We start from the raw sequence: 24,566 nt of genomic DNA, 5'->3' as shown, positions 1-24,566 counted from the left end.
CGATACGTTGGAGCGCATGACGGCCACCCAGCGCGAGGACCCCTCCGTCAGCGGCCCGGCCGCCCCCCGACTGGCCTGGCTCGACGCGCTGCGCGGCCTCGGCGCTCTGGCCGTCGTCGCCGAGCACCTGCTGACCTGGGCGATCCCCTGGCTGCGCCCCTACTGGTTCAATCTCGGCCTCTACGGCGTGCTGGTGTTCTTCCTCGTCAGCGGGTACATCATCCCGACCTCGCTGGAGCGCCGGGGCGACGTGCGGGCCTTCTGGCTCGGGCGGTTCTTCCGCCTCTACCCCCTCTACCTCGCGGTCATCGCCGTCATGCTCGCCTTCGCGTGGTGGCTGCCCGTGCGCGAACAGGTGCCCCGCGAGGCCGCCTCCGCCGCCTCGCACGCCACCATGCTCCTCGACGTCGTCGGCGTCGGCGGCATCGCCGACACCATGTGGACGCTCTCCTACGAGATGGTCTTCTACCTCCTCGTCACCGCCCTGTTCGTCACCGGCGTCCGCGAGGGCCGCGGCCTGGCCGCCGTCCTGTTCGCACTGGCCGCCGTCGCGGCCGGGGTGCTCCTCGCCGCGCCGCCGCTGTCCGGCGGCTGGCTCGGCTGGGCCTCGGCCGCAGTCTTCGCGCTCGGTCTGGCCGCCGTCGTCTCCGGCGCCGTCCCCGGTCCGGTCCGTGTCGCGGGCGGCTGCGCGCTCGGCCTCATGGCGCTCGCGCTGCTGCTGCTCAGCAGCCGGGTGCCGTGGTTCGGCGCGGCCGTCGTCGCGGTCATGTTCGCGGGCACCGCGATCCAGCGCTGGGAACGCGGCACCGGCACCCTCTGGCCCGTCGCCCTCACCTCGGCGCTCCTCGCGATCGCCCCCGTCTGGGCGATCGACGCCGGATGGTGGTGGGTGCAACCCCGCGTCTGGCTCACCACCCTCGCGCTCGCCGCCGCCACGTTCGCGGGCGCCATGCTGCTGCGCGGACGGCGCGTGCCCCACCCCCTGGTCTGGCTGGGCGTGATCAGCTACTCCCTCTACCTCCTGCACCACCCGCTGCTGACCGCGACCATCAAGGTGACCGGCGACCTGCGCTGGTCCCCCGTCGCGCTCCAGTTCGGCGTCGCGGCCGCCTTCCTCCTGGTGACCGTGCTGGTGAGCTGGCTCAGCCACCGCTACCTCGAACAGCCCATGCAGGCGTACGGCCGCCGCCTGGCGGGCCGATTCAAGCCGCTGCGGGGAGTAGACAGCGGCCGGTAGGCCCGTCATCCTGGAAGGCGTTTTGCCCGCCCCCTGCGCAGGACGGGTGACGGCCCGTCACGAGAGGCAAGGCGCATGGAGCCGGAGCGGTTGGAGGGCGGCAACGACGCGGGCGCGATCCGCATGGGAACCACCGTCCGGCGCCCCACCCGGGTCTGGACACCGGCCGTCCACGACCTGCTGCGCCACCTCGACGGCAAGTGCTTCGCGGGCGCACCCCGGGTGCTCGGCTTCGACGCCGAGGGCAGGGAGATCCTCACCTACATCGAGGGGGACGCCGTCGGCAACCGTACGGTGTGGCCCGCGTGGGCCCGTTCGGAGGACGCGCTGGTGCAGGCCGGGCAGTGGCTGCGCGCCTACCACGCGGCCGTCGCCGACTTCGTCCCCCGGCCCGGCGCCCTCTGGCGTACCGGTGAGACCTGGTCGCCCGGGCTGATCATCGCCCACAACGACGCCAGCCCGTTCAACGCCGCCTGGCGCGACGGCCACCTGGCCGGCTTCTTCGACTGGGACTTCGCCGGGCCCGCCAGCGTCGAGTCCGACGTCGGCTGGACCGCCGTCGGCTGGGTGCCGCTCAGCGCGTGGCGGGTGGCGGCGGCCGAGGGCTTCCCCGAACCGGCCGACCGGCCGCGCAGGCTGCGGATGTTCCTGGAGGCGTACGGCTGGCGGGGCGATCCCCGGGTGCTCGTCGCGGTCGTGCAGGAGCGGATGCGCGTCCGCGCCGAGGAGATCCGCCGGCGCGGCGCGCTGGACGAGGCCCTGTACGGCCGGCTGCTGCGTGGTGGCGTGGCCGACGACATGGAACTGGCCGTCCGCGAACTGGACGAGCTGTCCTTCTGACCCTCAGACGGAGAAGCGGGCCAGGCTGGGCGCACGGCGCCGCTGCAGGTCGCGGGCGGTCGCCTCGGCGTCGCGCATCACCCGCAGCACGTTGCGGCCCGCCAGCTTGGCGAGGTCGGCGTCCGACCAGCCGCGCTCGGCCAGCGCCGCGAACAGGCGGGGGTAGCCGGTCACGTCCTGGAGCCCGAGCGTGCGCATGTCGCAGCCGTCGTAGTCGCCGCCGATGCCCACGTGGTCGATGCCCGCGACCTCGCGCATGTGCTCCAGATGCGTCACCACCTGCGCCAGCGTGACTTCCGGGCGCGGACGGGCGCGCTGCCACTCCGCCACGAACTCCTCCCACTGCTCCGGCGCCAGGCCCCGCGCGGACGCCTCCGCCTTGGCCGCCGTCCGCCAGTCCCAGGCCTCCTGGGAGACGAAATCCGGCGCGAACACCGCCATGCACACGCCGCCGTTGCCCGCCAGGCTCTCCAGGACGTCGTCCGGCACGTTGCGCGGCGTCGAGCAGACCGCCCGCGCCGACGAGTGCGAGAAGATCACCGGCGCCTGGGTGACCCGCAGCGCGTGCCGCATCGTGTCGGCGGACACGTGCGACAGGTCCACCAGCATGCCGAGCCGGTTCATCTCCCCGACCACCTCCTCGCCGAACTCCGTCAGCCCGTGGTGCTCGGGCTCGTCGGTGGCCGAGTCGGCCCAGGGGGTGTTGTCGTTGTGCGTCAGCGTCAGATAACGCACGCCCAGGGCGTACAGCATGCGCAGCGTCGCCATCGAGCAGTCGATCGAGTGCCCGCCCTCCGCGCCCATCAGCGAGGCGATCCTGCCCCCCGCGAAGACCGCCTCCACCTCCTCGGCGGTGCGCGCCAGCGCCAGCCGGTCGGGGTAGCGCTCCACCAGGGCGAGGACGCAGTCGATCTGCTCCAGCGTGGCCGTGACGGCCGCGCCCCCCGACAGGGTGGACGGCACGTACACCGACCAGAACTGGCCGCCGACCCGACCGGCGGCCAGCCGGGCCAGGTCGGTGTGGGTACGTCCGGAGGTGTCCTTCGCGATGTCGAGGCGGTCGAGGTCGTAGCCGACCTGCTGGCGCAGGGCCCACGGCAGGTCGTTGTGGCCGTCGATGAGCGGGTGCTCGCCCAGCAGCCGGGTCACACGGTCGAGGCTCGGGGAGGCGGTGAGATCGTCCATGCACCTCAGCCAATCACAGACGCGGGCACCCGGTCCCCGATCATGACCGTTCGGAGTGGCCCCCAGCGGTGAGCGGGTCACGCATGGTCACCGTGATTCGCGCCGGGCCGAGCCGCGCACCCGGCCGGGGCCGGCCTTCGGGTTCGTCCGGGGCGATTCGCTCACACCGGTCGGCGGGATCTGGCCAGGGTGAGCCCGCCGAGGAGCGCCCCGGCCAGCCCCACCAGCATGGCGACGAGGCCGCCGCCCAGGCCGTTGCCGGTGCCGAGGCCGCCGTCGGCCGTGGCCACGACCAGTCCGCCGACGATCACGCCGACCAGTCCCGCCGCCACGGCCGACACGGCCGCTCTCCGGCCGTCGCCGGTGCCGATGCGGCCGGTCGCGCGGGCCAGGGCCAGGGCGCCGGCGACCGTACCGGCCAGCCCTGTCAGCGCCGCGACGATGGCGGCGATCCGTCCCGGGCTCATCGTGTACACGTCGGCCTCCACCGGTGCGGTCAGCACCTGGGCGGCCGCGGGCGCGGTCCATGCGAACACCCCGAGCAGGACGGCGGCGGCGATCAGATGACGGACGGACATGGGCTCCTCCTCAGACTGGACGTCGCCGAGCATGCCCGCAGAGCCCGTTCGCCGTCATTGTCCGTACGCGGTCATTTCACGCGGCGGCTACCGCGGGCGCGGTAGCCGCACGCTCCTTCGCAGGCAGGAGGCCGCCCGCATGGACCTCCCGCTAAGGTGCACGTCATGGGCAGGGGGCAGGTCGGCGTCAGAGACTGGGCGATCGCCGTCGGCGTGGCGGCGACGCTGCTGGTCACCGCGCTGTCCGGGCGGCACACCCCGACGGCCCTCGATCCACTGGGGTACGTGCTGCTCGTGTCCGGCGGCCTCGCGCTGGTCGCGGGCCGGCGGGCGCCGCTCGCCGTACTGGCCGTGACCGGTGTGTGCGCCCTGGGATATCAGGCCACCGGGTTCGACGTGCCGGTCGTGGCCTATCTGTTCGCGGTGTACGCCTCGGTCCGGGCCGGCCACCGGCTCGTCACCGTGGCCGCGTCGGTCGCCATGGTGGGCGCGCTCCCGCCGGCGATCCTGATCTCACCGCTCGGCGGGCAGGTGGGCGAGGCGCTCGCGCAGAGCCGGGACGTCCTCCAACTGGCCTGGCTGATCGCCGCCGGTGCGGCGGGCGAGGCGCTGCGGCAGGCCGAACGCCGGGCGGAGGAGGCGGAGCGCACCCGCGAGGAGACCGCGCGGCGCCGCGCCGACGAGGAACGGCTGCACATCGCCCGCGAACTGCATGATTCGCTCACCCACCAGATCTCCGTCATCAAGGTGCAGTCCGAGGTCGCCGTCCACCTGGCGCGGCGGCGCGGCGAGACGGTGCCGGACTGGGTGCTGGCGATCCGCGACGCCGGACGCGAGGCGTCCAGTGAGCTGCGCGCGACCCTGGATGTGCTCCGCGACGACGGCAGGACTCCGCCGCGCGGGCTGAAGCACGTCTCCGAGCTGGTGGAACGCGCCCGCACGAGCGGCCTGGACGCGAAACTCACGATCGAGGGGCATCGCGCCGACCTGCCCATGGCGGTGGACAGGACCGCTTACCGGATCGTCCAGGAGTCGCTGACCAACATCGCCCGGCACGCGGACGCCGCCACCGCCTCGGTCCTGATCGGCTACCGGCCCGGCGCCCTGGTCATCCAGGTGGACGACGACGGCAGGGCGGCACCGGAGGCCGTGCCGATGCCCGGCGTCGGGCTGCTCGGGATGCGCGAACGCGTGGCCGCGCTCGGCGGCCGGCTGCGGGCGGAGCCGCGTGGCGGGGGCGGGTTCACCGTACAGGCCGTACTGCCCGTGGACCGGACGTCGTGATCCGGGTCCTGCTGGTCGACGATCAGCCGCTGCTGCGCAGCGGGTTCCGTGCCCTGCTCGACATCGAGGACGACATCGAGGTGGTCGGCGAGGCCGCCGACGGCGGCGAGGGCCTGGCACTGGCCCGGAGACACCTGCCCGACATCGCGCTGGTGGACGTCCAGATGCCGGTCGTGGACGGCATCGAGACCACCCGCCGCATCGCCGCCGACCCGGCGCTGGCGTCGGTGCACGTCGTCATCCTGACGAACTACGGCCTGGACGAGTACGTGTTCGACGCGTTGCGCGCCGGTGCGGCGGGCTTCCTGGTGAAGGACATCCAGCCGGAGGACCTGCTGCACGCCGTACGGGTCGCCGCGCGCGGTGAGGCGCTGCTCGCGCCGTCGATCACCCGCAGGCTGATCGACCGGTACGTCAGCGCCCCGCCCTGCACCGGTCCCCGCGCCGGTCTGGAGGAGCTGACCAACCGGGAGCGTGAGGCCGTGACCCTGGTCGCGCGAGGGCTGTCCAACGACCAGATCGCCGCCACCATGGTGATCAGCCCTCTGACCGCGAAGACCCACGTCAACCGGGCCATGACCAAGCTCCACGCCCGCGACCGCGCCCAGCTCGTGATCCTCGCCTACGAATCCGGCCTGGTGACCCCACGCAGCGCACAACAAGAAACCCCAGACTCTCGGCGTAAGCCGTGAGCTGGGGCGATGACCCTGCCTGACCAGGCCGGGCGTGGTGGACGATACTGGGATTGAACCAGTGACCTCTTCCGTGTCAGGGAAGCGCTCTCCCGCTGAGCTAATCGTCCCGGGATTGGAGGTGGAGACGGGATTTGAACCCGTGTGGACGGCTTTGCAGGCCGCTGCCTCGCCTCTCGGCCACTCCACCGAGCAGGACGCTCCGAGCGGAAGACGGGATTTGAACCCGCGACCCTCACCTTGGCAAGGTGATGCTCTACCACTGAGCCACTTCCGCGTGCGCCGCTTGGTGTTGCGGCGACGAGAAGCACTCTAGCGAATCCCCGCCTAACTCCCCAAATCAGTTCTTCGCTCTGGCGCGGAAAGCCGCCGTCTTGACCCGGTTCTGGCAGGCCGTCGAGCAGAACCTGCGGGTGCCGTTCCGGGAGACGTCGATGTAGACCCGGTCGCACTGCGGCGCCGTGCAGAGTCCGAGCCGATCATGGAACTCGCTGCCCAGGACGATCGCGAGCGCGGTCGCGCAACTGGCGGCCCAGTTGCGGGCGGCGCTGCCGCCGGGTCCGTGGAAGTGCACGTGCCAGGGCTCCCCGTCGTGCCGTTCGAGGTACGGCCTGGCGTTCGTCTCCTCCAGCACCGCGTTGACGATCCGTGCGGCGGTGTCGAGGTCTCCGGCGTCCACCGCCTCGAAGGCCTGGCGGAGCCGGGCGGCGACCTCGGCGAGTTCGGCGCCTTCCTCGGCGGTGAAGTCGTGGCGGCGGGTCTGGCCTTCGCGTACGGCCTCGGTGGCGGCGGCGCCGAGGTCGGTGGGCGGAATGTGGGGGCGGCCGCGCCGTTCGCCCGGGGTGAGGGCGTTGACGAGCGCGGCGGCCACCCGCGCCACCGTGTCCGTGTGACTGTTGAAGTTCACTTGACCAGTTACCTCGTTCCCGCCTAGTGTAAGTGACTGTCCAAAGTCTAAACGACAGTTACAGGGAGTCCGTGATGCTCACGCACGAGGCCGCGCGCGGCTGGCTCGACCGCTGGGACCGCCAACAGGAGGGATACCTCCCCGACCGCGAGGAGCGGTTCACCGCGTTGATCGACGCCGTCGAGGCCCTCGGCAGGCCCGACCCGCTGGTACTCGACCTCGGTTGCGGTCCCGGCTCGTTGTCCGTCCGGCTGCTGGAACGGCTGCCGAGAGCGAGCGTGGTCTCCATCGACGCCGACCCGCTGCTGCTGGCCCTGGGGCGTGCGGCGTACCCGCAGCTGACCTTCGCCGACCTCGACCTGCGCGAACCCGGCTGGGCCGAGGGGCTGGGGCTCGAACGGCCCGCCGACGCCGCCGTGAGCACCACGGCGCTGCACTGGATCCCGAAGTCCGGCCTGCCCGCCCTCTACAAGCAGGTGCACGACGTGCTCCGGCCCGGCGGCCTCCTGCTCAACGGCGACCACCTGCAGACCGAGGACGTCACCCCCACCCTGGCCCGTCTCGAACGCGTGCTGCACGACCGGGAGACCGAGCGGATGTTCACGGCCGGCCGTCCCGAGGACTGGCGGAGCTGGTGGGAGGCGGTCGACGCCGACCCCGACCTCGCCCCCTACCGCAAGCAGCGGTCCGACGACCACACCGGCGAGGAGTCGCTGCTGCTGTCCAGCCATGCCCTGGCGCTGCGGGAGGCCGGGTTCGCCGAGGTCGGTACGCTGTGGCAGCACGGCCACAAGCGCTTGCTCTGCGCGGTCAAGGAAGGTTCGGGCCGGACCGAAACGTCGGTGAGTTAGCGTCGGAACATGGCAGCCACAGCACGTGAGCACTTCGCCGGGGACGCCGACATCGCCCCGGTCGCCGCGCTCATCGCCGATCCGACCCGGGCCGCGATCCTCACCGCTCTCCTGGACGGCCGCGCCCTCGCCGCCGGTGAGCTCGCCAGGATGGCCGGGGTGAGCGCGGCCACCGCCAGCTCTCACCTGTCCAAGCTGCTCGGCGGCGGTCTGGTCGAGGTCGTGAGCCAGGGCCGACACCGCTACTACCGGCTGGCGGGGCACGAGGTGGCCGAGGTGCTGGAGGTGCTGGCGAGGGTCAGCGCCCGCCCCGCCGTACGGTCGCTCAGGCAGTCGCGCCAGGCCAGGCAACTGGAGGAGGCCCGCACCTGCTACGACCACCTGGCGGGCCGGGCCGGCGTGGCCCTGCTCGACCTGCTGCGGGAGGAAGGCACCCTTCGCGGGACCGAGCCGACCCCCGCCGGCGAGGACCGGCTGGCCCGGCTCGGCGTGGACGTGGCCGGAGCGCGGGCCCGGCGCAGGAGGTTCGCCCCCGAGTGCCTCGACTGGACCGAACGCCGCGCCCACCTGGGTGGCGCGCTCGGCGCCGCGATCACCGAGGCCCTGTTCGAGCGTGAGTGGATCAGGAGGGGCAGCGTCCCGAGAGCCGTGGTCATCACAGAGGAGGGCAGGCTCGGACTGTTCGGACGTAAGGAGCTAACCTTGCATACGCCGGTTACCTAAGCGAGAGAGTGCAACATGCGCGACAACGAAGTCGTGACCGTCGGCCCCGAGCCGCTGAACTTCGAAGAAGTCATCCGGGTCGCCCGCCACGGCGCCCCCGTCCGCCTGTCCGACGACGCCATCGCCGCGATCTCCGCCGCCCGCCAGCGGGTGGACGAGCTCGCCGAGAGTCCCACCCCCGCCTACGGTGTCTCCACCGGCTTCGGCGCCCTCGCCACCCGCCATATCGACCCCGCACTGCGGGCCCAGCTCCAGCGCTCCCTGGTACGCTCCCACGCCGCGGGCAGCGGCCCCGAGGTCGAGACCGAGGTCGTGCGCGCCCTGATGCTGCTGCGCCTGCACACCCTGGCCACCGGCCACACCGGCATCCGCCCGACCACCGCGAAGACACTCGCCGCGGTGATCAGCGCCGGGATCACCCCGATCGTGCACGAGTACGGTTCGCTGGGCTGCTCAGGCGACCTCGCCCCCCTGGCCCACGCGGCGCTGACGCTCATGGGGGAGGGCGTGGTCCGCGACCGCTCGGGCAACACCGTCCAGGCCGCCGAGGCGCTCAAGCAGGCGGGCATCGAACCCGTCGAACTCGCCGCCAAGGAGGGCCTGGCCCTCATCAACGGCACCGACGGCATGCTCGGCATGCTCATCCTCGCCATCGCCGACCTCACCCGCCTGCTGCGGACCGCCGACATCAGCGCGGCGATGAGCGTCGAGGCGCTGCTCGGCACCGACCGCGTCTTCGCCCCCGAACTCCAGGCGTTGCGCCCCCAGCCCGGCCAGGCGCTGGCCGCCGCCAACATGACCCGCGTGCTGGCCGGCTCCGGCATCATGGCCAGCCACCGCGAACCCGAGAACTGCACCCGCGTCCAGGACGCCTACTCACTGCGCTGCGCCCCGCAGGTCGCGGGCGCCGCCCGTGACACGCTCGCCCATGCGGCCAACGTCGCCACCTGGGAACTGGCCAGCGCCGTCGACAACCCGGCGGTGCTCGCCGACGGGCGGGTGGAGTCCAACGGCAACTTCCACGGGGCGCCCGTGGCCTACGTCCTGGACTTCCTCGCCATCGTGGCCGCGGACGTCGCCTCCATGTCCGAGCGGCGCACCGACCGCTTCCTCGACGTGGCGCGCAACCACGGGCTGCCCGCGTTCCTGGCCGACGACCCGGGCGTCGACTCCGGGCACATGATCGCCCAGTACACGCAGGCGGCGATCGTGTCCGAGCTCAAGCGGCTGGCCGTGCCCGCCAGCGTCGACTCCATCCCGAGTTCGGCCATGCAGGAGGACCACGTGTCCATGGGCTGGTCGGCGGCGCGCAAGTTGCGCCGGGCGGTGGACGGGCTGACGCGGGTGCTGGCGATCGAGGTCCTCACGGCCGCGCGCGCCCTCGACCTGCGGGCGCCGCTCACGCCCGCCCCGGCGACGGGGGCCGTCGTGGCGGCGCTGCGGGAGAGCGTGCCGGGGCCGGGGACCGACCGGTTCCTGGCGCCGGAGATCGAGAACGCTGTGGCGCTGGTGGCCGACGGTGCTGTCGTGCGTGCTGTCGAGGGTGTGACCGGGCCGCTGGCCTGAGTCGTCACGGCGAGAAACCCGCGCGGGCGAGGAGCGTCCTCCTGGAAGGTCGCCGGCCTGGGGCGGCGGGTGGTGGTGGGACGGCTGAGCCGTGATGACAGGAGGCGGGTCAGGTCATCACGGCCGACTGGGACAATTGGGTTTGTGCAGCACAGTTATGCCCATATCGGTGGACAGCTCGCCACCGGGCTGCGTGACCTCACCACCGACCTCGCCGCCCTCGACGGCGAGGGCTGGTGGGCGGTCGTGCTCGACTACGAGGGCAAGGTGACGTGTGCCCGTTTCGACCACGTCCGCCCGGCCCCCCTCCCCAAGGCCGCCGCCGACTGGCACGGACCCCACCCCGCCCAGTGGCGTACCTCGCTCGACCGGGCCGCCTACGAGGACGGCGTGCGCGCGATCCGCGACCACATCGAGCGCGGCGAGGTCTACCAGGCCAACCTCACCCGTGTCCTCACCGCCCCCCTGCCCGCCGGCGCCGACCCGCTCGCCCTCGCCAACCGGCTGGCCGAGGCCAACCCGGCCGCCTACGCCGCCGTCATCGACCTGCCCGGCCTCGGCGTCGTGTCCGCCTCGCCGGAGTTGTACCTGTCCCGCGACGGCGCCGTCATCGAGTCCAAGCCGATCAAGGGCACCGGCGCCACCGAGGCCGACCTGCTCGACAAGGACTACGCCGAGAACATCATGATCGTGGACCTGGTCCGCAACGACCTCGGCAGGGTCGCCGCCGTCGGCTCGGTGCAGGTCCCCGAACTCTGCGTGACCGAGGAGTATCCCGGCTCGGTCCACCTGTACTCCACTGTCCGCGCCGCCCTGGAGCCCGGCGCGGGGTGGCCGGAACTGATCGCCGCGACCTTTCCCCCCGGATCGGTCACGGGCGCGCCCAAGTCCTCGGCACTGCGCATCATCAACTCACTCGAACCCGAGCCCCGAGGGCCGTACTGTGGGGCCGTGGGCTGGGTTGACGCCGACCGGAGCACGGCGGCGCTGGCCGTTGGCATCAGGACCTTCTGGATCTCCGCCGGCGAGATCCGGTTCGGCACGGGCGCGGGCATCACCTGGGGGAGCGACCCCCGGCGTGAATGGCTGGAGACCGAGTTGAAGGCGTCCAGGCTCATCGCACTGGCATCCCGTTTTGGAGGAAGCAGATGAACATCCCTGTCTGGGTCAACGGGGAACTTCTCGATCCCGCGCAGGCCGCCGTGTCGGTCTTCGACCACGGACTCATGGTGGGCGACGGCGTGTTCGAGACGATCAAGATCGTCAACGGCCGGTCGTTCGCCCTCACCAGGCACCTCGACCGCCTGCGCCTGTCCGCCCAGCGTATGGACCTGCCCGAGCCCGACACCGACGCCATCGCGGACGGCATCGCCAAACTCCTGGCCGGAGCCCCCGCCTGGACACTGGGCCGCATCCGCGTCACCTACACCAGCGGGCCCGGCCCGCTCGGCTCCGACCGGGGCGACCAGGGCACCACGTCGGTCGTCATCGTCGACGAGCAGAAGCCGTTCCCGGCGGCGGCCGCCGTCACCGTCGTGCCGTGGCCGCGCAACGAGCGCGGCGCGCTGGCGGGCGTGAAGTCCACGTCGTACGGCGACAACGCCAAGGCCCTCGCCTACGCCAAGGCCAGGGGCGGCGGCGAGGCGATCTTCGGCAACCTCGTGGGCAACCTGTGCGAGGGGACCGGCTCCAACATCTTCATCGTCCAGGACGGCCGCCTGCTCACGCCGACGCTGGAGTCGGGCTGCCTGGCGGGCGTGACGAGGGCGCTGGTGATCGACTGGTGCGGGGCGGAGGAGGTCGATGTGCCGCTGTCGGCGCTGTACGAGGCCGACGAGGCGTTCCTGACCTCGACGACGCGCGACGTCCAGCCGATCGGGCGCGTCGACGAGACGAACCTCGCCACCGGCCCGGTGACGGCCCGCGCCATCGAGATCTTCGCGGCCCGCTCCGCCGAGGACCTCGACCCGGCCTGATCATCCTGGCGTCTCCCCGCCCGGTGCCACCTCACCGGGCGGGGCTCTTCGTGGCCGCTGGTCGGTTGTCGCTCCGTCGCGCCCGTCATATCTCCGGGAACATCCCCGCGTGCGCGGGGCCGATGGCGCCGAAGCCCACCAGGTCCTCGAACGGCTGGGAACATCCCCGCGTGCGCGGGGGCGATCCGACGCGCCGCCTTCCCGGCCGCTGTCTCCGAGGAACATCCCCGCGTGCGCGGGGGCGATACTTGTTGACCTGGGATTTTGTCTGGCGTCGGGGCGGATTTCATTCGGTTGGATTCGGCGGTGGGTGGAGAGGACGGGCCCGTTGAAGCTGAGCGGATGCCAGCGATCCCCGTCTGCCTGTCTTCGCCGCAGTATGGCTGAAACGCCGGAGTTCCGAGTGGCCTCAAAGCAGACCTCAGACCTATCGGCGGCTGTGTACATCCTCCCCGTAGCCCTCCGTCCACCTCGGGGCCTGCAGGCCGTTCGAGGTCTGCGGGCTCTTTCGGCGTGCCTGACGGCCCTTGCGGGCCGTCAGTAGGACTTCTGGGTCTGGATGTTGAACTCGCCCATCTTGACCGTCTTGGCGGGATCGGTCAGCGGGTCGCTGATGTCGAGGATGTCGAGGCCCTTCAGGATGTCGCTGGAGTAGATGTAGCCGTTGTAGTAGTACGCCGACCACGACCCGGCGATGCCGCCGCTCTCCCCGACGGGCCCTCGGTCGAAGAAGCCCACCTCGCGCGGCCGGTCGGAGTCGGTGAAGTCCCAGATCGACACCCCGCCCTGGTACCACGCCTGCACCATGACGTCCTTGCCGTCGATCGGCAGCAGCGAGCCGTTGTGGGCGACGCAGTTCTCGTCGGACGTCTGCTCGCGCGGCATCTTGAAGTAGCCGCGCCGCTCCAGCTTGCCGCTCACGATGTCGTAGATCGCGTTGGCGCCCTTGGTGTTCGGCGTCTTGCTGTCGCAGGTGGCCATGCCGCCGCCGCCCAGCTCGTCGCTGAAGACGACCTTGGTCGCGTCGTTGTTGAACGTCGCGGAGTGCCAGATCTGGAAGTTCTCCCTGTCGCTGACCTGTTGCAGCACCTTGGGCGCCAGCGGGTCGGCGATGTCGAGGAGCCAGCCGTCGCCGAAGCAGGCCGCGGCGGCGAGGTTCTTCTCCGGATAGGCGGTGATGTCGTGGCAGCCGCCGCCGGAGTCCGCGGAACGGCCTTCGGGGATGAAGTCGGGCTTGGCGACGATCTTGGCTCGCCCGGGATCCTTGACCGGGATCTCCACCACCTGGAGCAGCGGGTGGGGCGACGGGCACGTCGCGGAGCCCGGCTCGGGACCCGGCGACGAGATGTACACGTACAGACTGTCCTTGTTCTTGCCCTGCACCGTCGTGTGGGTGTGGGAGCCGCAGGCGGTCTTGACCGCCGAGACGTACCGCGGGTTCTTCTTGTCGCTGATGTCGAAGATCCGCAGCCCCTCCCACGCGCCGGGGGAGTCGGGCCCGGCGCTCTCGGAGTCGCAGGTCTCGCCGCTGCGCGCCTCGTCGATCGACAGGATGAGCAGGTCACCGTGCACGGAGATGTCGTTCTGCTGCGACGGGCAGGCGACCTGGCTGACGACCTGCGGCTTGGTCGGGTCGGAGATGTCGTAGACGGCGAACCCGCCGAAGTTGCCGACGTAAGCGTAGTCGCCCTGGAAGGCCAGGTCGGAGTTCCAGCTGTTGGGGGAATCGAGGGGCGCTGTGCGGGGAACGTTGGCCACCAGTTTGACGTTGGGGCTGGTCACGACCTCGTCAGGACCCGGGGGCGGGCTCGGTGCGCCGGTTGCGGGGACGCTGGGCGCCGGCTCCGGACTGCTCGTGGAGGCGTCCTGCGTCGTCGCCGGGGCGGCCGAGCAGGCGGCGACCAGCGAGAACGTGGCGCACACCACGGCTACTCGAAGCCTTACGGGGATCACGCGCGCCCTCCTTGGGGATTTGATGGACCAGTATGGAAGCTATGTCAGCACAGTTCCGCTCGCGCACCTTCTATGTCACGGTTCTGCTGACTTTCGCCTCCCTCGCGACGCTGTCCGCCTGCGCCGGCGACCCCCGGGAGCCCACGGCGATCGGCACCGACGCGCCGGTCATCGTCCCGCGCAGCCCCGGAGCCCCAGCTCGTACGGCGGAGCCGGGCGAGCGCATCGCCGGACCGTCGGAGGCGCCCACGGCCGCCGACGTCCGCTTCGTGGAGGGCATGATCCCGCATCACCGCCAAGCGTTGGAGATGACGGCCATGGTGGCAGGGCGCACCGACAATCCCGGGATCCTGCGGGTGGCCGAGCAGATCGCCCTCACCCAGGAGCCGGAGATCAAGGTGATGGCCACCTGGCTGACCGCCTTGGGCCGACGGATCCCGGACGCCCACGGACACCGGTCCGCCGCCGGGGGAGGCGCGACTCCAGGCAGGGACGGCACCGCCTCAGGGCTCACTGGCGGGAACGGCGGCACGGATGCGACACCCGAATCCGAGGCCGGTGCGTCGCCCGGGTCGAGCGGCGGCGCGACCGGCGCCGGGGACGGTGCGATCTCGGGAGCGGGCGAGGACGGGATGGCCTCGCCGCAGGAATTGGACGCGCTGCGGGCGTCGAGGGGGGCCGCCTTCGACCGGATGTTCCTGAGGCTGATGATCCGGCACCACGAGGGCGCGCTGAAGATGGCGGACGACGTGCTGCGCCATGGGCGCGACCAGCGGATCCGCATGCTGGCGCGGGAGGTCTACTCGGGGCAGAACCTGGAGATCGCCAGGATGAGGTCGATCCGGGTGACGGGATAGGGACGCCGCCCAGAGGGGTGAGCGGGCGGCGTTACGGCGTTACGGGGGCGGGCGAGTGGCGCTCGGAGAGGCCGTTCGCAGACGGCGGTGGGCGGCGTGGGGGCGGCTTCGCCGTAATGGAGGATGTGTGGGGTTCGTCGGGAGCGAGGCTCCCGACGGGAGAGGTCAGGACGGCCAGAGCATGTTCGTGAGCTCGGCGTCGAGGTCCATGAAGTCGGTTTCGCGGCCTGCGGGCACCTTCTCGTAGGTACGGTGGAGGAACTCCGTGAGAGGTGCCAGGGGAACCTCGAACAGAGCCTGGCCGAACGGGGACGTCAGGCTGATATGGAGCGTGCGCTCGCCGTCGGCGCGCGCGGGCCATACCTGGACGTCGCCGTCGCCGACACGCCTCACGATCCCGACGGTCAGGAGTTCGCGGGCGAAGATCCACTCGACCGGCTCGTCGTTCCCCACATGGAAGGCCATACGGATGGCGTATGGATCGTCGGCTGTGTAGCTCAGTCCGGCGAGCAGGGGGACGGTAGTACGGTCGGGGACCACAAGCCGAAGGCCAAGCTCGGCGGAGACGGTGGTGCTGTTCATCGTCAGCCAAACCTTTTTCGTCGTAGGGTCCCCTCTTCGGGGCTTACTGCTCTCACGGACTTCGTCCTCAGCTATGACGCGGAACGAAGGAACCTGTAGGAAAGATTCCGCTCCTAGGGCCTTCTGTAACGCACATCACAGCAGGACATTTGGGCATCTACCAGGCTAAACGGTATCAATCGGACCAGGTTTGCGAGGGTTTTGCGAGCCATAGGGCCCCCCTCGGCGTGCCCAGCAGACCTTTCGGACGAATGATCTACATCACCGCCTTCCGGATCACGATGATGGTATGACAACGAGCCGCCACGACGTTGGGCATCTGACGCGTTTCACCCGAATCTGTGTGGTGGACGTCGCCGCTTCGCCACATGGTCGGGGAGTGCGGTATGGTTTTCCCCGTCGGCCTCGATGGGGCCGCAGGGCGGGCGATTAGCTCAGCGGGAGAGCGCTTCGTTCACACCGAAGAGGTCACTGGTTCGATCCCAGTATCGCCCACACAGCTCAAAGGCCACTTCCTGTCGCAGGAAGTGGCCTTCTTGATCTACGGCGTGACTAACTGGGTGACTGAGGGTCCTCGATGGTGCTCGGGAAGATGCGGTTCATCGCTTCGGCACCTTCCACCATCAGCGGCGTGAGCTGCTTCCTGTAGACCCTCTCTGTGACCGCAGTGCCGTTGTGGCCAACCAAGCGCGCGATGTCCTCGACAGGTACCCCGGAGTCCGACAGAAGCGAGACGAAGCTGTGCCGCATCTCGCGCGGTGCCCACTCCTTCGCGTTCAAGCCCGCCTTCCCTACCACGGTGCGGAAGGCCCGGCGGACGTTGCCCGCCAGAAGCCCGGTCCCATGGCGTGTGCAGAACACGAGGTCGTGATCCTGCCACGCGTCACCGGCGCGTGCCCGGATGACGGCCTGGCGCCCTTTGTGTAGGCGTAGGGCTTCCACGCAGCGCACCGGCATGGCGAGCGTCCTACGAGACTTCTTCGTCTTGGTGTCGCCACCGACGCGGACAGAGCGCCAGAGCTTCACGGACGGCGGGATGGGTGGGTCAACGTCCAACCGCCCCTCAAGGTCCACGTGCGACCACGTGAGCGCCCGAAGTTCCTCCGTTCGCGCGCCGATCAGGAGTGAGAGCACGATGTACGCGTGCATACTCGTGCCCTCAGAGGCGGTCAGGAGTGCTTCGGCCTGATGCCGGGTGAGAGATTTCGACGGGCGGCCGTCCTTGCCCTTCGGCACCTCGCAGAGCATGACCACGTTCCGCCGCACCTTGTCGCGCGCCTGAGCACGGTCTACGGCGCGCTTGAGCACGGAGCGGATGTCCCGGATGGTGCGCGTGCTCACTGTCTTGGACACGGAGGCCAGCCAGCGGTCTACGTCCTCCGCCGACAGTTCGCGGAGCTTGCGTGCACCCAGGCCCGGTATCACGTGCGTGTTGGCTAGGGTCGTGCGGTGCTTGACCGTGGCCTGGTCGCGTCCGTGGAGGCCATATGCCAGCCAATCGCGTACGGCGTCGGCAACAGTGGTGTTGCCCGCGTTGGACAGCCCATTCTCGTGATCACGAAGGATCTCCTTCAGCTTCTCTTTGGCCTCGGTCTTGGTCTTGGCGCTGGCGGTTCTCACTATGCGCTTTCCAGCGGGGGTGTAACCGATCGTTACGGACGCGATCCACCGCTGGCGCTGGGCGTCCCAGTGCAGGCCGCCGTCTCCTCTACTGCGTCGCTTGGTCATTAAGCTGCCTCCTCCGCCGCTTCTGTCTCCAGGAGGGCGATGTACTTGCGGATTCCGTTCGCGGTGAAGAGACGGGCGCGGCCCTGTTTGACGGAGGACAGGCGGCCTGCCCGGATCTGGTCATAGATGAGGCTGCGGCTGAGCTTGAGCAGCCTCATGGCGTCGGTGATGCGGTAGAGCTGGGTGTCTTCGAGCGGCGTGTTCATGGGTGCGGGCACTCCTTGACGAGGACAGAGGGGATACCCGGCAGGGAGGGGCCGGGCGATTGGCATGCCGTTTTGGCGGCGGCTGGCTCCGCTTGGGAGGGGATAGCCGTACCAGCCGTACCAGCCTCGTTTCCGCTGGTCAGAGCTGGTACGGCTTCTTCGGTGGTACGGCTTAAGCCGTACCAGGGGTGCAAGCCGTACCGCTTTGACCAGCACTGTTGAGGCTGGTACGGCTGGTACGGCTCCCCCTCCCGAAGGGGAGCACTTCGCCGTTCTCGGCGGTCTCGCCGGGGCGGTCTCCGGGGGCGGGGCCGGGCTCGGCGGACGGGCAGTAGCGGTTCCAGGCGTCGGTGAAGGCCGTGCGGTGGTAGCCCTTGGCCTGCCCGAGCGTGGGAAACCGGATGGTGTCGGAGCGGATGCCGTACTCGCGCAGCATCGTGCCGAGTTTCATCGGGGTCAGTCCTGCCGGGCCGAACTCGTTCCAGCCCCCTTCCGGGTTGGCCTTGAGCCGTTCCAGCAGGACGGCGGTCGGCAGGGACGTGTCCGTACCGAGGGCGAAAGCGCTGCGGCAGTCGGCGAGAAGCCTCAACCCGGCAGACGGTCCGCTGCCATCGTCGGCTTCGGCGGTGAGGGCGAGGACTGCGGCGCGGGCGCGGTCGGGCCAGTGCCCCCCGGCGTGGTCGGCGACCGCCACCAGCGGCTCCCAGGTGTCGGCCGCGCGGTCCTCGACCGGCATCAGCGGCTCAGCCGCTTCCAGGGCGGCGCGGTCGGCGCGTAGCCACTGGTGGATCGCGGCGGCGAGCTGTTGGAGCGGACCCCGGTCGCGTCGGTGCCGGTACGGTGCGACGGTTTCGCCGGGGCCGCGTCGGCGCATCCGGATCACGACCGCGCGGTCCTCGATGGTGTCGGGCATGGCGCCGATTCCGGCGAGGGCGGCCATGGCGAACGTCGGGATCGACTCGACGCGGTTGGTGGCGGCGTCGTACCGCTTGGCGGGCCGGTTGCGCTGGTGCCCGGCGTTGAGCAGGCCACGCAAGTCCTCGTTGCCGTCCGCCTTGGGTCCGAAGATCGTGTCGGCTTCGTCCACGAGCATGGTGGGCGGGTCCTCGGTGATCGACCGGTACACGGCCGCGCTGGAGGAGTTGACGGTGATGAACGGCTGGTAGCAGGTCGCCTCGACCACGTCCAGCAATCGCGACTTGCCGCACCGCTTCTCGGGGGCCCTGATCACGAGCCGGGGGGCGTGCGCCCATGCGGGTTGGGCGTGGCTGGCGGCGATCCAGAGCGCGACCGCGTCGGCGGCCTCGGCGCTGGGCAGGATCACGTATCTGTTCAGGGCTGCCACCAGGGCATCGAGTAGGGCGGCGCCGTCTGGCACGTCTTGGGGCATGGATAGATCTCCCTGCTTGGATGGCGGGTATCGCGTTAGCGGAGACCGGGGCCTGGCTCTCAGAGGGAAGGCGGCTCGGTCATGTGGCCACGGTGCGATAGGCGTCGGCCACGGTTCGGGCGGCTTGGCGTTCGTCGAATCCGTCGCCGAACCGCATCCCGGCGTACAGCTCGTGGAGGTCGCTCTCGCTGGCGCCGTTCTCCACCGCGCGGCAGGCGGCCCAGAACAATGCCTGGTTGCGGCCGGGTTTGGTCTTGCCGCTCAGCCAGCGGGCGAGGCCGGGGACGCCCGCGCCAGGCGGGCCGGGCCGGGCTGTGGGCGGGCGACGGTCGGCGGGGCGAGGCGGCTTGAGGAAGTCGCGGACCACGGTCCAATTGAGTTGGTCTCCCGCGTGGGCGGGGGTGGCGATCACCCTGTACGCGTCGCCCGCGATGACGCTGGGTGGGATGAGGACGTATCCGCCGGTGGCTTTGAAGTCGAGGAAGTGCTCCCTGAGGCTGCCGCACGGCTGGCTGGTGCCGGGGTAGTAGCAGTGCAGTCCGCCGGACGGGGTGGCCACGACCGCCAGCGGGGGCGGCAGGACACCGGCCGCCTTGAGCCGGTTGAGGGCCGGGTAGCCGCTGCCTTCGGGCTTGACGTCGACGTCCAGGACGTCGAAGGAGTCTTGGCCGGTGGGGACGCCGATGTTGGCGTTCGGGCAGTGCCGCCACCACCGCGAGACCAACTCAAAATCGTCGCTCGCTTCACGGAAGCCGTTCGGAACCAGTCGTCCTACCGGACGCTTGCCGCCCGGTAGGCAGGGCAGGACTCTGTGGCCTTGAGCGATGTGGTGCAGGGCGGCGGTCGGCAGGTGGAGGTCGCTGGTGAACAAGGGCTGCCTCTTCCAGGGGCTGACGGAGGTGGTTAGCCTCGGCCTATGACCGAGGAGACGCGTATCGCGCTGAAGAACTACGACAACCTGATCCGGTCTCGGGGGCTGGATGACGTCCAGCTCGACTGGAGCACCGACACGCTGGTCTACGGGGACGGTGGGGCGGTCATCGACACCCTTCTCGATCCCGGGTTCACCGGCGTTTCCTGACGGGATCAGCTCTCCCGCGCGTTCGCGGATGAGGGCTGGCAGATCCGCACTATCGGTCACCTCCGGCAGGTCCCGGGAAGGCGGGGGCGAAGCCCCTCCTCTCCGTTCGTGGGCTTGTCGAGGGTTTGCCGGTTGGTGGTCGTGGTCATGAGGCGATGTCCTCCTGGCGGAGTGCGGCGGTGGCGCGGGCGTAGACGGGCATGAGGGTGTGCAGGCCGACGACGGCTTGGAGAGGTACGACGCCGTTGCCGAGTTTGTGGAGCTGCTGGGTGCGGGTCAGGCCGGGTACGTCGGTGACCCATCCCGGCGGGAGGCCCATCAGCCATTCGACGAACGGGGGGCTCAGGCGTCCTCGATCGTCAGTTGGCCGGGGTGCGGGGCCGGTGACCGCCTCCCAGCGGGCGACGGCACGGGCGTAGGCGCCCCAGTCGATATCGCTTCCGCCACCCCCGGCAGGAGCAGGTCTCCACGGTTGTTCTCCTTGTTGCCCGTTCCATTGCGCGTCGTCGGGGTCGGCAGCAGCGCCGCCGCTTCGGCGGCCAGGCTCAGGCCGTGCCTGCCCGCTTCCTGGGAAGGGGTGCGTCGCCTCTGCCGGTTCTCCGCCTCGGAGGCGCGGGCGGTGGGCAGCAACGCGATCCGCGCTCTGAGGGTGTCGTTGCGGGGGCTGTCCGGCGGTCCGGTGCCGGTGGCCTCTGAGGTGGTCGGGGTCGGCAGGCCAGGCGAGGCAGAACCACCGGTCGCGCCGGTGCGGGGCGCCGACGTCGGACGCTCGTAGACACGTCCATTCCGCATCGAACCCGAGCGCGGCAAGGTCGGCGAGGACGACGTCAAGTCCAGGTCTTCGAGTAGCGATTGCTGCCACGTTCTCAAGCAGGAGGAGTCGGGGTCGTAGTACGCCCACGGCGTGGGCGATGGTGAGCCACAGTCCACTGCGGGTGTCCTTCCGGATTCCGGCGCCGCGTCCGGCGTGCGACAGGTCTTGGCAGGGGAACCCGGCGGTGAGGACGTCCACGCGCGGGACGCTCGCCCAGTCGAGGGCGGTGATGTCGCCCAGGTTGGGCACCTCGGGCCAGTGGTGGGCGAGGATGCGGGCGGCGCCCGGGTCGGGGTCGGCGACCCAGGCGGGGCGTGCGCCGAGGACGGCGGAGACCGCGAGGTCGAGACCGCCGTACCCGGTGCACACGCTGCCCATGGTGGGTGCGGTCACGCCGCCGCCCCGCCGGCGGCGGCCAGGCCAGACAAGTCGGGCAGGTCGGGCAGCCAGTCGGCCAGGGGGTCGGGGTCGGCCTCGTTGGGAGGGGCGGTCATGTCGATGGGCATCACGCCGACCATCCATCCGTGCCGGTAGAGGTCGGCGCACAGCCACCGCGCCTCTCGCGCGTCGGCGGTGTCTTGCGTCATCAGCCGGTGGGCGTCCTCGCCGACCTCGATGTACAGCGGCGTGTGCGACACACGGCGGCGGTTCATCTCGTCGCACGCGGCGCGGAGCACGGCCGCGATGGTCTGCGCCGGGGACAGGCTGTTGGGGATCGGTTGGCCGGTGATCTCCGTCAGGCGGGCGACGCTGGCGGGGTCCAGGGGGTCGATGCCGTCGCACGGCAGAAGATCGGGAACGGCGGTGGCGGGTGAGGGCGAGGGGGTGTCGGCGTGGGACATGTGGGCTCCTTCGGGGAGGGTTGGCGGGTGTGGGGTTGTCAGCGGACGTTGAGGAGGTGGGCGCCGCGCCGGAGTCGGCGGCCGGTGCCGGTGCAGTCGGGGCAGTAGCCGTCGCTGCTGGCGAACAGACGGGACAGGCAGGCGCCGGTGCCCTCGCAGCTGCGGCAGCCGGTGTCGGGGCGGCGCTTGAGGCTGGCCCGGTACAGGACGACGGCGGCCAGCGCGAGGGCCGCGATGGCGGTGGTGGTGAGGGCGAGGGTGGCGAGCGCGGCGAGCATGACCGTCTCCTTCGGGGGAGGGTGGGTGGGTGTGGGTGTGCGCCCCCGTGACCCCCGGCGGCGGGGGTGGGGGTGGAGCGCTTCCGGGGCCTGGAATGGGGGGTGGGGGGTGTGACCCGCACACCGGGTCACACCCCCGCGTTCGTGCTGGTCGGGGGGTGCACGGTGGGGGTCACGGGCGGGGTGTGCGGGTCACACTGCGGTGTGACCCGGTGTGACCCCCGGGTGTGACCCGGGGTGTGACCCCCCGGACGGGTGCTGGAAGTCCTCCAGGGCGTAGCCGCGCGCCCGCACTCCGCCGCGTTTGAACGGGTTCTCGCGGGGGGTGATGCCGTGCGGGCGAAGCGCGTCGGCCAGCTCGGTCAAACTCATCCCGAGCGCCTCGGCAAGCTCTGTGGAGTGCAGGCGGCCGGTCTCGGCGGCGGTGAAGGCGTCCAGTGCGAGGCCCACGATGGGCGGTACAGGCCGGGCGGGTGCGGGGATCTGGCGGGGTGGTGCGGCGGCGGTGACGGCGTGGCCCGGGGCGGCCCATGCGGCGGCCGACCCGTGTTGTGTGGTCCGGTGGGCGAGGGAGACGGGGTCGGCCCACGTGTCCGCGCCGCCGGGCAGCGCGGTCAGATGCCGCCCCGCCGCCGCCGTCGCGGTTGCCGGGAACGCCGGAGCGGCCCCGTCCTCGGCGTCGCCGTACTCGGTGTCGGTGTCGTCGTCTGTGTCGTGGTCGGTGAAGGCCCAGCGCATGCGCTCGTAGCGGGTGGCGTAGGCGCTGCCCGCCGCGTGGGCGGATGCGGGGTCGAGGTCGGGGCGGGTGGCGGCGATGGCCAGCGCGGCCTGTTCGATCTGGCCGGGCAGCGCGTTGTAGGCGCGGAACGGGCGCGGGGCGCTGCCGTCGATGCTGACGAACCCCGTGCCGCGTCCGGCGAGCTGATCCATGGACAGCTTGCCCCCGATGGCCCAGCCGAACATGTGCCCGAGTTCCTCCGTGTCCGGGCCGTACATCTGGACGCGGACGCCGGACTGTTTGCGCATGTTGACGGGGATGAGGTCGCTGGTGGGCCGCAGCGCGGAGACGACCATGTTGACCGCTTCGTTGCGGCCGATGTTCTGCAGCTCGTTGAGCAGCTCCTTCAGGTCGCGGTCGGCGACGGCTTGCGCGCCCTCGTCCACGACGATCGTGATCTGCGGCAACTCGACGCTGACGGGCAGCAGGTTGGTGTTGCGGGAGCGCTTGAGCGCCCGGTACGACGCCTTGCGGTGCTTGGCGATCGCTACGGCGGCGGCGAGCATGCGCTTGCCCTCGGCCGGGTTCGGCGCGGCCCAGTCGATCGGGCAGCGCACGGTCCGTCCCTCCAGCCACACGTCTATCCACGGCTGGGTGAGGCCGCCGCCGTTGAGGTCGAGATGCCACACCAGGTTGTCGAGGCAACGGCCCAGTGCGATGGACAGGTCCTGAAGCAGGGTGGTCTTGCCGCTTCCGCGTTTCCCCGACGCCAGGACCGAGTCTTCGCGCAGCAGCGCGGCGGCCGGTTCGCCGTTGGCGTGCTCGCCGAAGGAGACGGGTTCCAGGACGCTGCGGGGGCTGTAGTCGGCCGGGTAGTCGATGGTCCGGGCGAGCTGGTTGACGGTGGAGACGCGCAGCACGACCGCGCCCCGATGCGCCCCCGCGGCGACTTCGACGCCGCACCCTTCGGGCAGGCGGGCGTCGGTGGCGAGTCCTTCGGCGTAGCCGGTGAGCTGTCGGCGGGTGACGCCGCCGCCGGGCAGGTCGGCGTGCACGTCGTAGCCGGTGCCGCCCGGCCAGGGGCGGACGTCGGTGACGGTCGCGCGGATGCGGCACACCCGCAGCAGGCGCGCTTCCCATTCGGCGGCGTTGCGGGCGGATGCCCGCAGCATCAGGCCGGTGCCGGGCTGGCGGCCCGGGGTCGGGGTGGCGCGTCCGAAGGGGGCCAGCAGCCCTGCCGCCAGGGAGCCGACGCCGAGTGCGGCGAGGGTGTTGAGGCTCCACGGGGTGGCCGCGAGGGTGTAGGTGAGCCAGCCGCCGCCGCTGAGCCAGCATCCGATGCGGTACAGCAGGGCGGCCGGGGGGTGGTGGCGGTGGGCGCCGACCACGACCGTGCCCAGCGCGCCGACCGCCGCTACGGCGCCGCCCCACAGCGGGTCGAGGGCGGCGGTGTCGCCCACGGCCGCGACGGCGGCCAGGGCGAGCGCGCCCTGGACGGTGGCGCCCGCCGCGCCGCGCGGCCGGACAGACCAGTCGGCGCGCGGGGTTCCGGTCGTGGTGGAGCCCACGGGTCCCCCTCCTTCCAGGTCAGACGTTCCAGAGCGGTTCGTTGGTGCGCGGCGCCTCTTCGCGCCGGAGGTCCTCGGCGTGCACCTGCCGGAACAGAGGACCGATCTCCTCTGCGGCCGACACCAGCAGCGCCTGACCCTGGTACATGCGGTGGATGGCCTCGACCACGGCCGGGTCGATCGGGTATTCGGCCTGCAACCTCGTGGTGTAGGTACGGATGGCCAGCGCCACGTAGGCGGCCACCTCGGGCATCTGATCGAGTTCGCGGGCGACGACCCACATGTCGGTCGGGGCGTAGGCTGCGGCGGCGGCGTTCATCTCGGCCGCCACGGCGGCCAGCGGGAAGGTACTCACAGTGCGCGTTCTCCTCACGGTGGTGGGTGCGGGGTAGGGGTGGCGGTGCCGTCCCGCGCCGACGCGGGACTGGCGGGTCGCGGGGCCGGGCCGGTGGGGGTTGCGGACGAAGTACAGGTCCGTGCCGCAGTCGCAGACGACCATGCGGACGGTTTCCCCGGCGGGGATGGTGACGGTGTGGACGGTGCCGCACCGTTCGCACGTGGCGGACGCGGTGACCGGCTCTGCCTCGCCTGCGGTCGGCCCGTCTGCGGTCGGCTCCTTTCCCGCGTCGGCGTCGGTCGTGGCGGTGGAGCCGCTGGTGTCGGCGGTGGGCGGGGCGGGGTCGGTGTCGGGGGCCGCGTCGGGGCGGGGC

The 24,566-nt window shown here is 71.3% G+C and carries 25 protein-coding genes and 4 tRNA genes; 12 read left to right on the top strand and 17 right to left on the bottom strand.

Annotation, left to right across the window (positions count from 1 at the left end; translation table 11 throughout):
* Positions 1-16 precede the first annotated feature (16 nt).
* Together ABD120_RS18975 and ABD120_RS18970 are read left to right on the top strand one after the other, a co-directional pair.
* Positions 17-1,237 carry an acyltransferase family protein gene (locus ABD120_RS18975; RefSeq protein ID WP_343951259.1) on the top strand — a complete coding sequence of 407 codons (1,221 nt, stop codon included), beginning with the start codon at positions 17-19 and terminating at the stop codon, positions 1,235-1,237.
* A gap of 75 nt (positions 1,238-1,312) precedes the next feature.
* Entirely contained in the window at positions 1,313-2,077 is a 765-nt protein-coding gene (locus ABD120_RS18970; RefSeq protein ID WP_343951258.1) for a phosphotransferase, read from the top strand.
* A 3-nt stretch (positions 2,078-2,080) separates the two neighbouring features.
* Here the strand turns inward: ABD120_RS18970 and ABD120_RS18965 are convergent, their stop codons facing one another.
* Both ABD120_RS18965 and ABD120_RS18960 read right to left on the bottom strand, forming a co-directional pair.
* Positions 2,081-3,262 (bottom strand): dipeptidase, encoded by a 1,182-nt coding sequence (locus ABD120_RS18965; protein ID WP_343951257.1) that lies wholly within the window; start codon positions 3,260-3,262, stop codon positions 2,081-2,083.
* A gap of 161 nt (positions 3,263-3,423) precedes the next feature.
* On the bottom strand, positions 3,424-3,840 hold the full coding sequence (locus ABD120_RS18960) for a DUF6223 family protein (protein ID WP_343951256.1): 417 nt from the start codon (positions 3,838-3,840) through the stop codon (positions 3,424-3,426).
* Between the two features lie 165 nt (positions 3,841-4,005).
* On the opposite strand from ABD120_RS18960, the gene ABD120_RS18955 reads away from it, so the two are divergent.
* Both ABD120_RS18955 and ABD120_RS18950 read left to right on the top strand, forming a co-directional pair.
* Positions 4,006-5,124 (top strand): sensor histidine kinase, encoded by a 1,119-nt coding sequence (locus ABD120_RS18955; RefSeq protein WP_343951255.1) that lies wholly within the window; start codon positions 4,006-4,008, stop codon positions 5,122-5,124.
* Positions 5,121-5,816 (top strand): response regulator, encoded by a 696-nt coding sequence (locus ABD120_RS18950; protein ID WP_343951254.1) that lies wholly within the window; start codon positions 5,121-5,123, stop codon positions 5,814-5,816. The genes ABD120_RS18955 and ABD120_RS18950 overlap by 4 nt, the downstream gene beginning before the upstream one ends.
* Positions 5,817-5,851: 35 nt before the next feature.
* On the opposite strand, the gene ABD120_RS18945 is transcribed toward ABD120_RS18950, so the two are convergent.
* From ABD120_RS18945 to ABD120_RS18930, 4 genes are all read right to left on the bottom strand, one after another.
* Positions 5,852-5,926 (bottom strand) — tRNA-Val (locus ABD120_RS18945).
* A gap of 6 nt (positions 5,927-5,932) precedes the next feature.
* Positions 5,933-6,006: transfer RNA gene (locus ABD120_RS18940), tRNA-Cys, on the bottom strand.
* A 15-nt stretch (positions 6,007-6,021) separates the two neighbouring features.
* Positions 6,022-6,093, bottom strand: a tRNA-Gly gene (locus tag ABD120_RS18935).
* A gap of 63 nt (positions 6,094-6,156) precedes the next feature.
* Positions 6,157-6,723 (bottom strand): CGNR zinc finger domain-containing protein, encoded by a 567-nt coding sequence (locus tag ABD120_RS18930; protein ID WP_343951253.1) that lies wholly within the window; start codon positions 6,721-6,723, stop codon positions 6,157-6,159.
* A gap of 74 nt (positions 6,724-6,797) precedes the next feature.
* Between ABD120_RS18930 and ABD120_RS18925 the strand changes: the two genes are divergently transcribed.
* The 5 genes from ABD120_RS18925 to ABD120_RS18905 all read left to right on the top strand — a co-directional run bounded on the left by ABD120_RS18925 (position 6,798) and on the right by ABD120_RS18905 (position 11,839).
* The gene (locus ABD120_RS18925; RefSeq protein ID WP_343951252.1) at positions 6,798-7,574 is read left to right on the top strand and encodes a class I SAM-dependent methyltransferase; all 777 of its coding nucleotides are present in this window, start codon (positions 6,798-6,800) and stop codon (positions 7,572-7,574) included.
* A 9-nt stretch (positions 7,575-7,583) separates the two neighbouring features.
* Positions 7,584-8,297: an ArsR/SmtB family transcription factor gene (locus ABD120_RS18920; RefSeq protein ID WP_343951251.1), complete on the top strand. Its 714-nt coding sequence runs from the start codon at positions 7,584-7,586 to the stop codon at positions 8,295-8,297.
* Between the two features lie 15 nt (positions 8,298-8,312).
* The gene (hutH, locus tag ABD120_RS18915; RefSeq protein WP_343951250.1) at positions 8,313-9,863 is read left to right on the top strand and encodes a histidine ammonia-lyase; all 1,551 of its coding nucleotides are present in this window, start codon (positions 8,313-8,315) and stop codon (positions 9,861-9,863) included.
* Between the two features lie 144 nt (positions 9,864-10,007).
* Complete coding sequence (locus ABD120_RS18910) at positions 10,008-11,015, top strand: chorismate-binding protein (protein WP_343951248.1); 1,008 nt, start codon at positions 10,008-10,010, stop codon at positions 11,013-11,015.
* A complete protein-coding gene (locus tag ABD120_RS18905) occupies positions 11,012-11,839 on the top strand; it encodes an aminotransferase class IV (protein WP_343951246.1) in 828 nt (275 codons plus the stop codon). The genes ABD120_RS18910 and ABD120_RS18905 overlap by 4 nt, the downstream gene beginning before the upstream one ends.
* Positions 11,840-12,376: 537 nt before the next feature.
* Here the strand turns inward: ABD120_RS18905 and ABD120_RS18900 are convergent.
* Complete coding sequence (locus tag ABD120_RS18900) at positions 12,377-13,792, bottom strand: LVIVD repeat-containing protein (protein ID WP_343951244.1); 1,416 nt, start codon at positions 13,790-13,792, stop codon at positions 12,377-12,379.
* Between the two features lie 41 nt (positions 13,793-13,833).
* Here ABD120_RS18900 and ABD120_RS18895 point away from each other — a divergent pair, with 41 nt between their 5' ends.
* Positions 13,834-14,649, top strand: a complete 816-nt coding sequence (locus ABD120_RS18895; protein WP_343951243.1) for a DUF305 domain-containing protein — start codon at positions 13,834-13,836, stop codon at positions 14,647-14,649.
* 165 nt (positions 14,650-14,814) lie between these two features.
* On the opposite strand, the gene ABD120_RS18890 is transcribed toward ABD120_RS18895, so the two are convergent.
* On the bottom strand, positions 14,815-15,231 hold the full coding sequence (locus tag ABD120_RS18890; protein WP_020547189.1) for an SsgA family sporulation/cell division regulator: 417 nt from the start codon (positions 15,229-15,231) through the stop codon (positions 14,815-14,817).
* Between the two features lie 423 nt (positions 15,232-15,654).
* Here ABD120_RS18890 and ABD120_RS18885 point away from each other — a divergent pair.
* Positions 15,655-15,726 (top strand) — tRNA-Val (locus ABD120_RS18885).
* A gap of 57 nt (positions 15,727-15,783) precedes the next feature.
* Here the strand turns inward: ABD120_RS18885 and ABD120_RS18880 are convergent.
* From ABD120_RS18880 to ABD120_RS18865, 4 genes are all read right to left on the bottom strand, one after another.
* Positions 15,784-16,959: a site-specific integrase gene (locus ABD120_RS18880; protein WP_343951242.1), complete on the bottom strand. Its 1,176-nt coding sequence runs from the start codon at positions 16,957-16,959 to the stop codon at positions 15,784-15,786.
* The gene (locus tag ABD120_RS18875) at positions 16,959-17,165 is read right to left on the bottom strand and encodes a helix-turn-helix domain-containing protein (RefSeq protein ID WP_343951241.1); all 207 of its coding nucleotides are present in this window, start codon (positions 17,163-17,165) and stop codon (positions 16,959-16,961) included. Before ABD120_RS18875 ends, ABD120_RS18880 begins: the two co-directional genes overlap by 1 nt.
* 172 nt (positions 17,166-17,337) lie before the next feature.
* Positions 17,338-18,555 (bottom strand): DUF3631 domain-containing protein, encoded by a 1,218-nt coding sequence (locus ABD120_RS18870; RefSeq protein ID WP_343951240.1) that lies wholly within the window; start codon positions 18,553-18,555, stop codon positions 17,338-17,340.
* Between the two features lie 79 nt (positions 18,556-18,634).
* Positions 18,635-19,426 carry a bifunctional DNA primase/polymerase gene (locus ABD120_RS18865; RefSeq protein ID WP_343951239.1) on the bottom strand — a complete coding sequence of 264 codons (792 nt, stop codon included), beginning with the start codon at positions 19,424-19,426 and terminating at the stop codon, positions 18,635-18,637.
* A 45-nt stretch (positions 19,427-19,471) separates the two neighbouring features.
* Between ABD120_RS18865 and ABD120_RS18860 the strand changes: the two genes are divergently transcribed.
* A complete protein-coding gene (locus ABD120_RS18860; RefSeq protein WP_343951238.1) occupies positions 19,472-19,636 on the top strand; it encodes a hypothetical protein in 165 nt (54 codons plus the stop codon).
* Positions 19,637-19,781: 145 nt separating this feature from the next.
* Here ABD120_RS18860 and ABD120_RS18855 read toward each other — a convergent pair whose 3' ends face one another.
* From ABD120_RS18855 to ABD120_RS18835, 5 genes are all read right to left on the bottom strand, one after another.
* On the bottom strand, positions 19,782-20,843 hold the full coding sequence (locus tag ABD120_RS18855; protein WP_343951237.1) for a DNA cytosine methyltransferase: 1,062 nt from the start codon (positions 20,841-20,843) through the stop codon (positions 19,782-19,784).
* Entirely contained in the window at positions 20,840-21,292 is a 453-nt protein-coding gene (locus ABD120_RS18850) for a hypothetical protein (RefSeq protein WP_343951236.1), read from the bottom strand. The genes ABD120_RS18855 and ABD120_RS18850 overlap by 4 nt, the downstream gene beginning before the upstream one ends.
* 38 nt (positions 21,293-21,330) lie before the next feature.
* A complete protein-coding gene (locus ABD120_RS18845; protein ID WP_343951235.1) occupies positions 21,331-21,570 on the bottom strand; it encodes a hypothetical protein in 240 nt (79 codons plus the stop codon).
* A gap of 192 nt (positions 21,571-21,762) precedes the next feature.
* A complete protein-coding gene (locus ABD120_RS18840) occupies positions 21,763-23,856 on the bottom strand; it encodes a hypothetical protein (protein ID WP_343951234.1) in 2,094 nt (697 codons plus the stop codon).
* 19 nt (positions 23,857-23,875) lie between these two features.
* Positions 23,876-24,566: hypothetical protein (locus tag ABD120_RS18835; RefSeq protein WP_343951233.1), on the bottom strand; the 691-nt coding region annotated here is incomplete at its 5' end.

This window comes from Nonomuraea longicatena, assembly GCF_039525605.1.
Lineage (GTDB): Bacteria > Actinomycetota > Actinomycetes > Streptosporangiales > Streptosporangiaceae > Nonomuraea > Nonomuraea longicatena.
Note: the sequence above shows the minus strand (reverse complement) of the source record. Positions and strands in the feature narration are given on the sequence as shown.

What these genes read in the sequence shown, in the direction of transcription:
- ABD120_RS18975 (WP_343951259.1), top strand. Translation starts at nt 17, where the DNA reads ATGACGGCCACCCAGCGCGAGGACCCCTCCGTCAGCGGCCCGGCCGCC.
- ABD120_RS18970 (WP_343951258.1), top strand. Translation starts at nt 1,313, where the DNA reads ATGGAGCCGGAGCGGTTGGAGGGCGGCAACGACGCGGGCGCGATCCGC.
- ABD120_RS18965 (WP_343951257.1), bottom strand. Translation starts at nt 3,262, where the DNA reads ATGGACGATCTCACCGCCTCCCCGAGCCTCGACCGTGTGACCCGGCTG.
- ABD120_RS18960 (WP_343951256.1), bottom strand. Translation starts at nt 3,840, where the DNA reads ATGTCCGTCCGTCATCTGATCGCCGCCGCCGTCCTGCTCGGGGTGTTC.
- ABD120_RS18955 (WP_343951255.1), top strand. Translation starts at nt 4,006, where the DNA reads ATGGGCAGGGGGCAGGTCGGCGTCAGAGACTGGGCGATCGCCGTCGGC.
- ABD120_RS18925 (WP_343951252.1), top strand. Translation starts at nt 6,798, where the DNA reads ATGCTCACGCACGAGGCCGCGCGCGGCTGGCTCGACCGCTGGGACCGC.
- ABD120_RS18920 (WP_343951251.1), top strand. Translation starts at nt 7,584, where the DNA reads ATGGCAGCCACAGCACGTGAGCACTTCGCCGGGGACGCCGACATCGCC.
- hutH (WP_343951250.1), top strand. Translation starts at nt 8,313, where the DNA reads ATGCGCGACAACGAAGTCGTGACCGTCGGCCCCGAGCCGCTGAACTTC.
- ABD120_RS18905 (WP_343951246.1), top strand. Translation starts at nt 11,012, where the DNA reads ATGAACATCCCTGTCTGGGTCAACGGGGAACTTCTCGATCCCGCGCAG.
- ABD120_RS18895 (WP_343951243.1), top strand. Translation starts at nt 13,834, where the DNA reads ATGTCAGCACAGTTCCGCTCGCGCACCTTCTATGTCACGGTTCTGCTG.
- ABD120_RS18890 (WP_020547189.1), bottom strand. Translation starts at nt 15,231, where the DNA reads ATGAACAGCACCACCGTCTCCGCCGAGCTTGGCCTTCGGCTTGTGGTC.
- ABD120_RS18880 (WP_343951242.1), bottom strand. Translation starts at nt 16,959, where the DNA reads ATGACCAAGCGACGCAGTAGAGGAGACGGCGGCCTGCACTGGGACGCC.
- ABD120_RS18875 (WP_343951241.1), bottom strand. Translation starts at nt 17,165, where the DNA reads ATGAACACGCCGCTCGAAGACACCCAGCTCTACCGCATCACCGACGCC.
- ABD120_RS18870 (WP_343951240.1), bottom strand. Translation starts at nt 18,555, where the DNA reads ATGCCCCAAGACGTGCCAGACGGCGCCGCCCTACTCGATGCCCTGGTG.
- ABD120_RS18860 (WP_343951238.1), top strand. Translation starts at nt 19,472, where the DNA reads ATGACCGAGGAGACGCGTATCGCGCTGAAGAACTACGACAACCTGATC.
- ABD120_RS18850 (WP_343951236.1), bottom strand. Translation starts at nt 21,292, where the DNA reads ATGTCCCACGCCGACACCCCCTCGCCCTCACCCGCCACCGCCGTTCCC.
- ABD120_RS18845 (WP_343951235.1), bottom strand. Translation starts at nt 21,570, where the DNA reads ATGCTCGCCGCGCTCGCCACCCTCGCCCTCACCACCACCGCCATCGCG.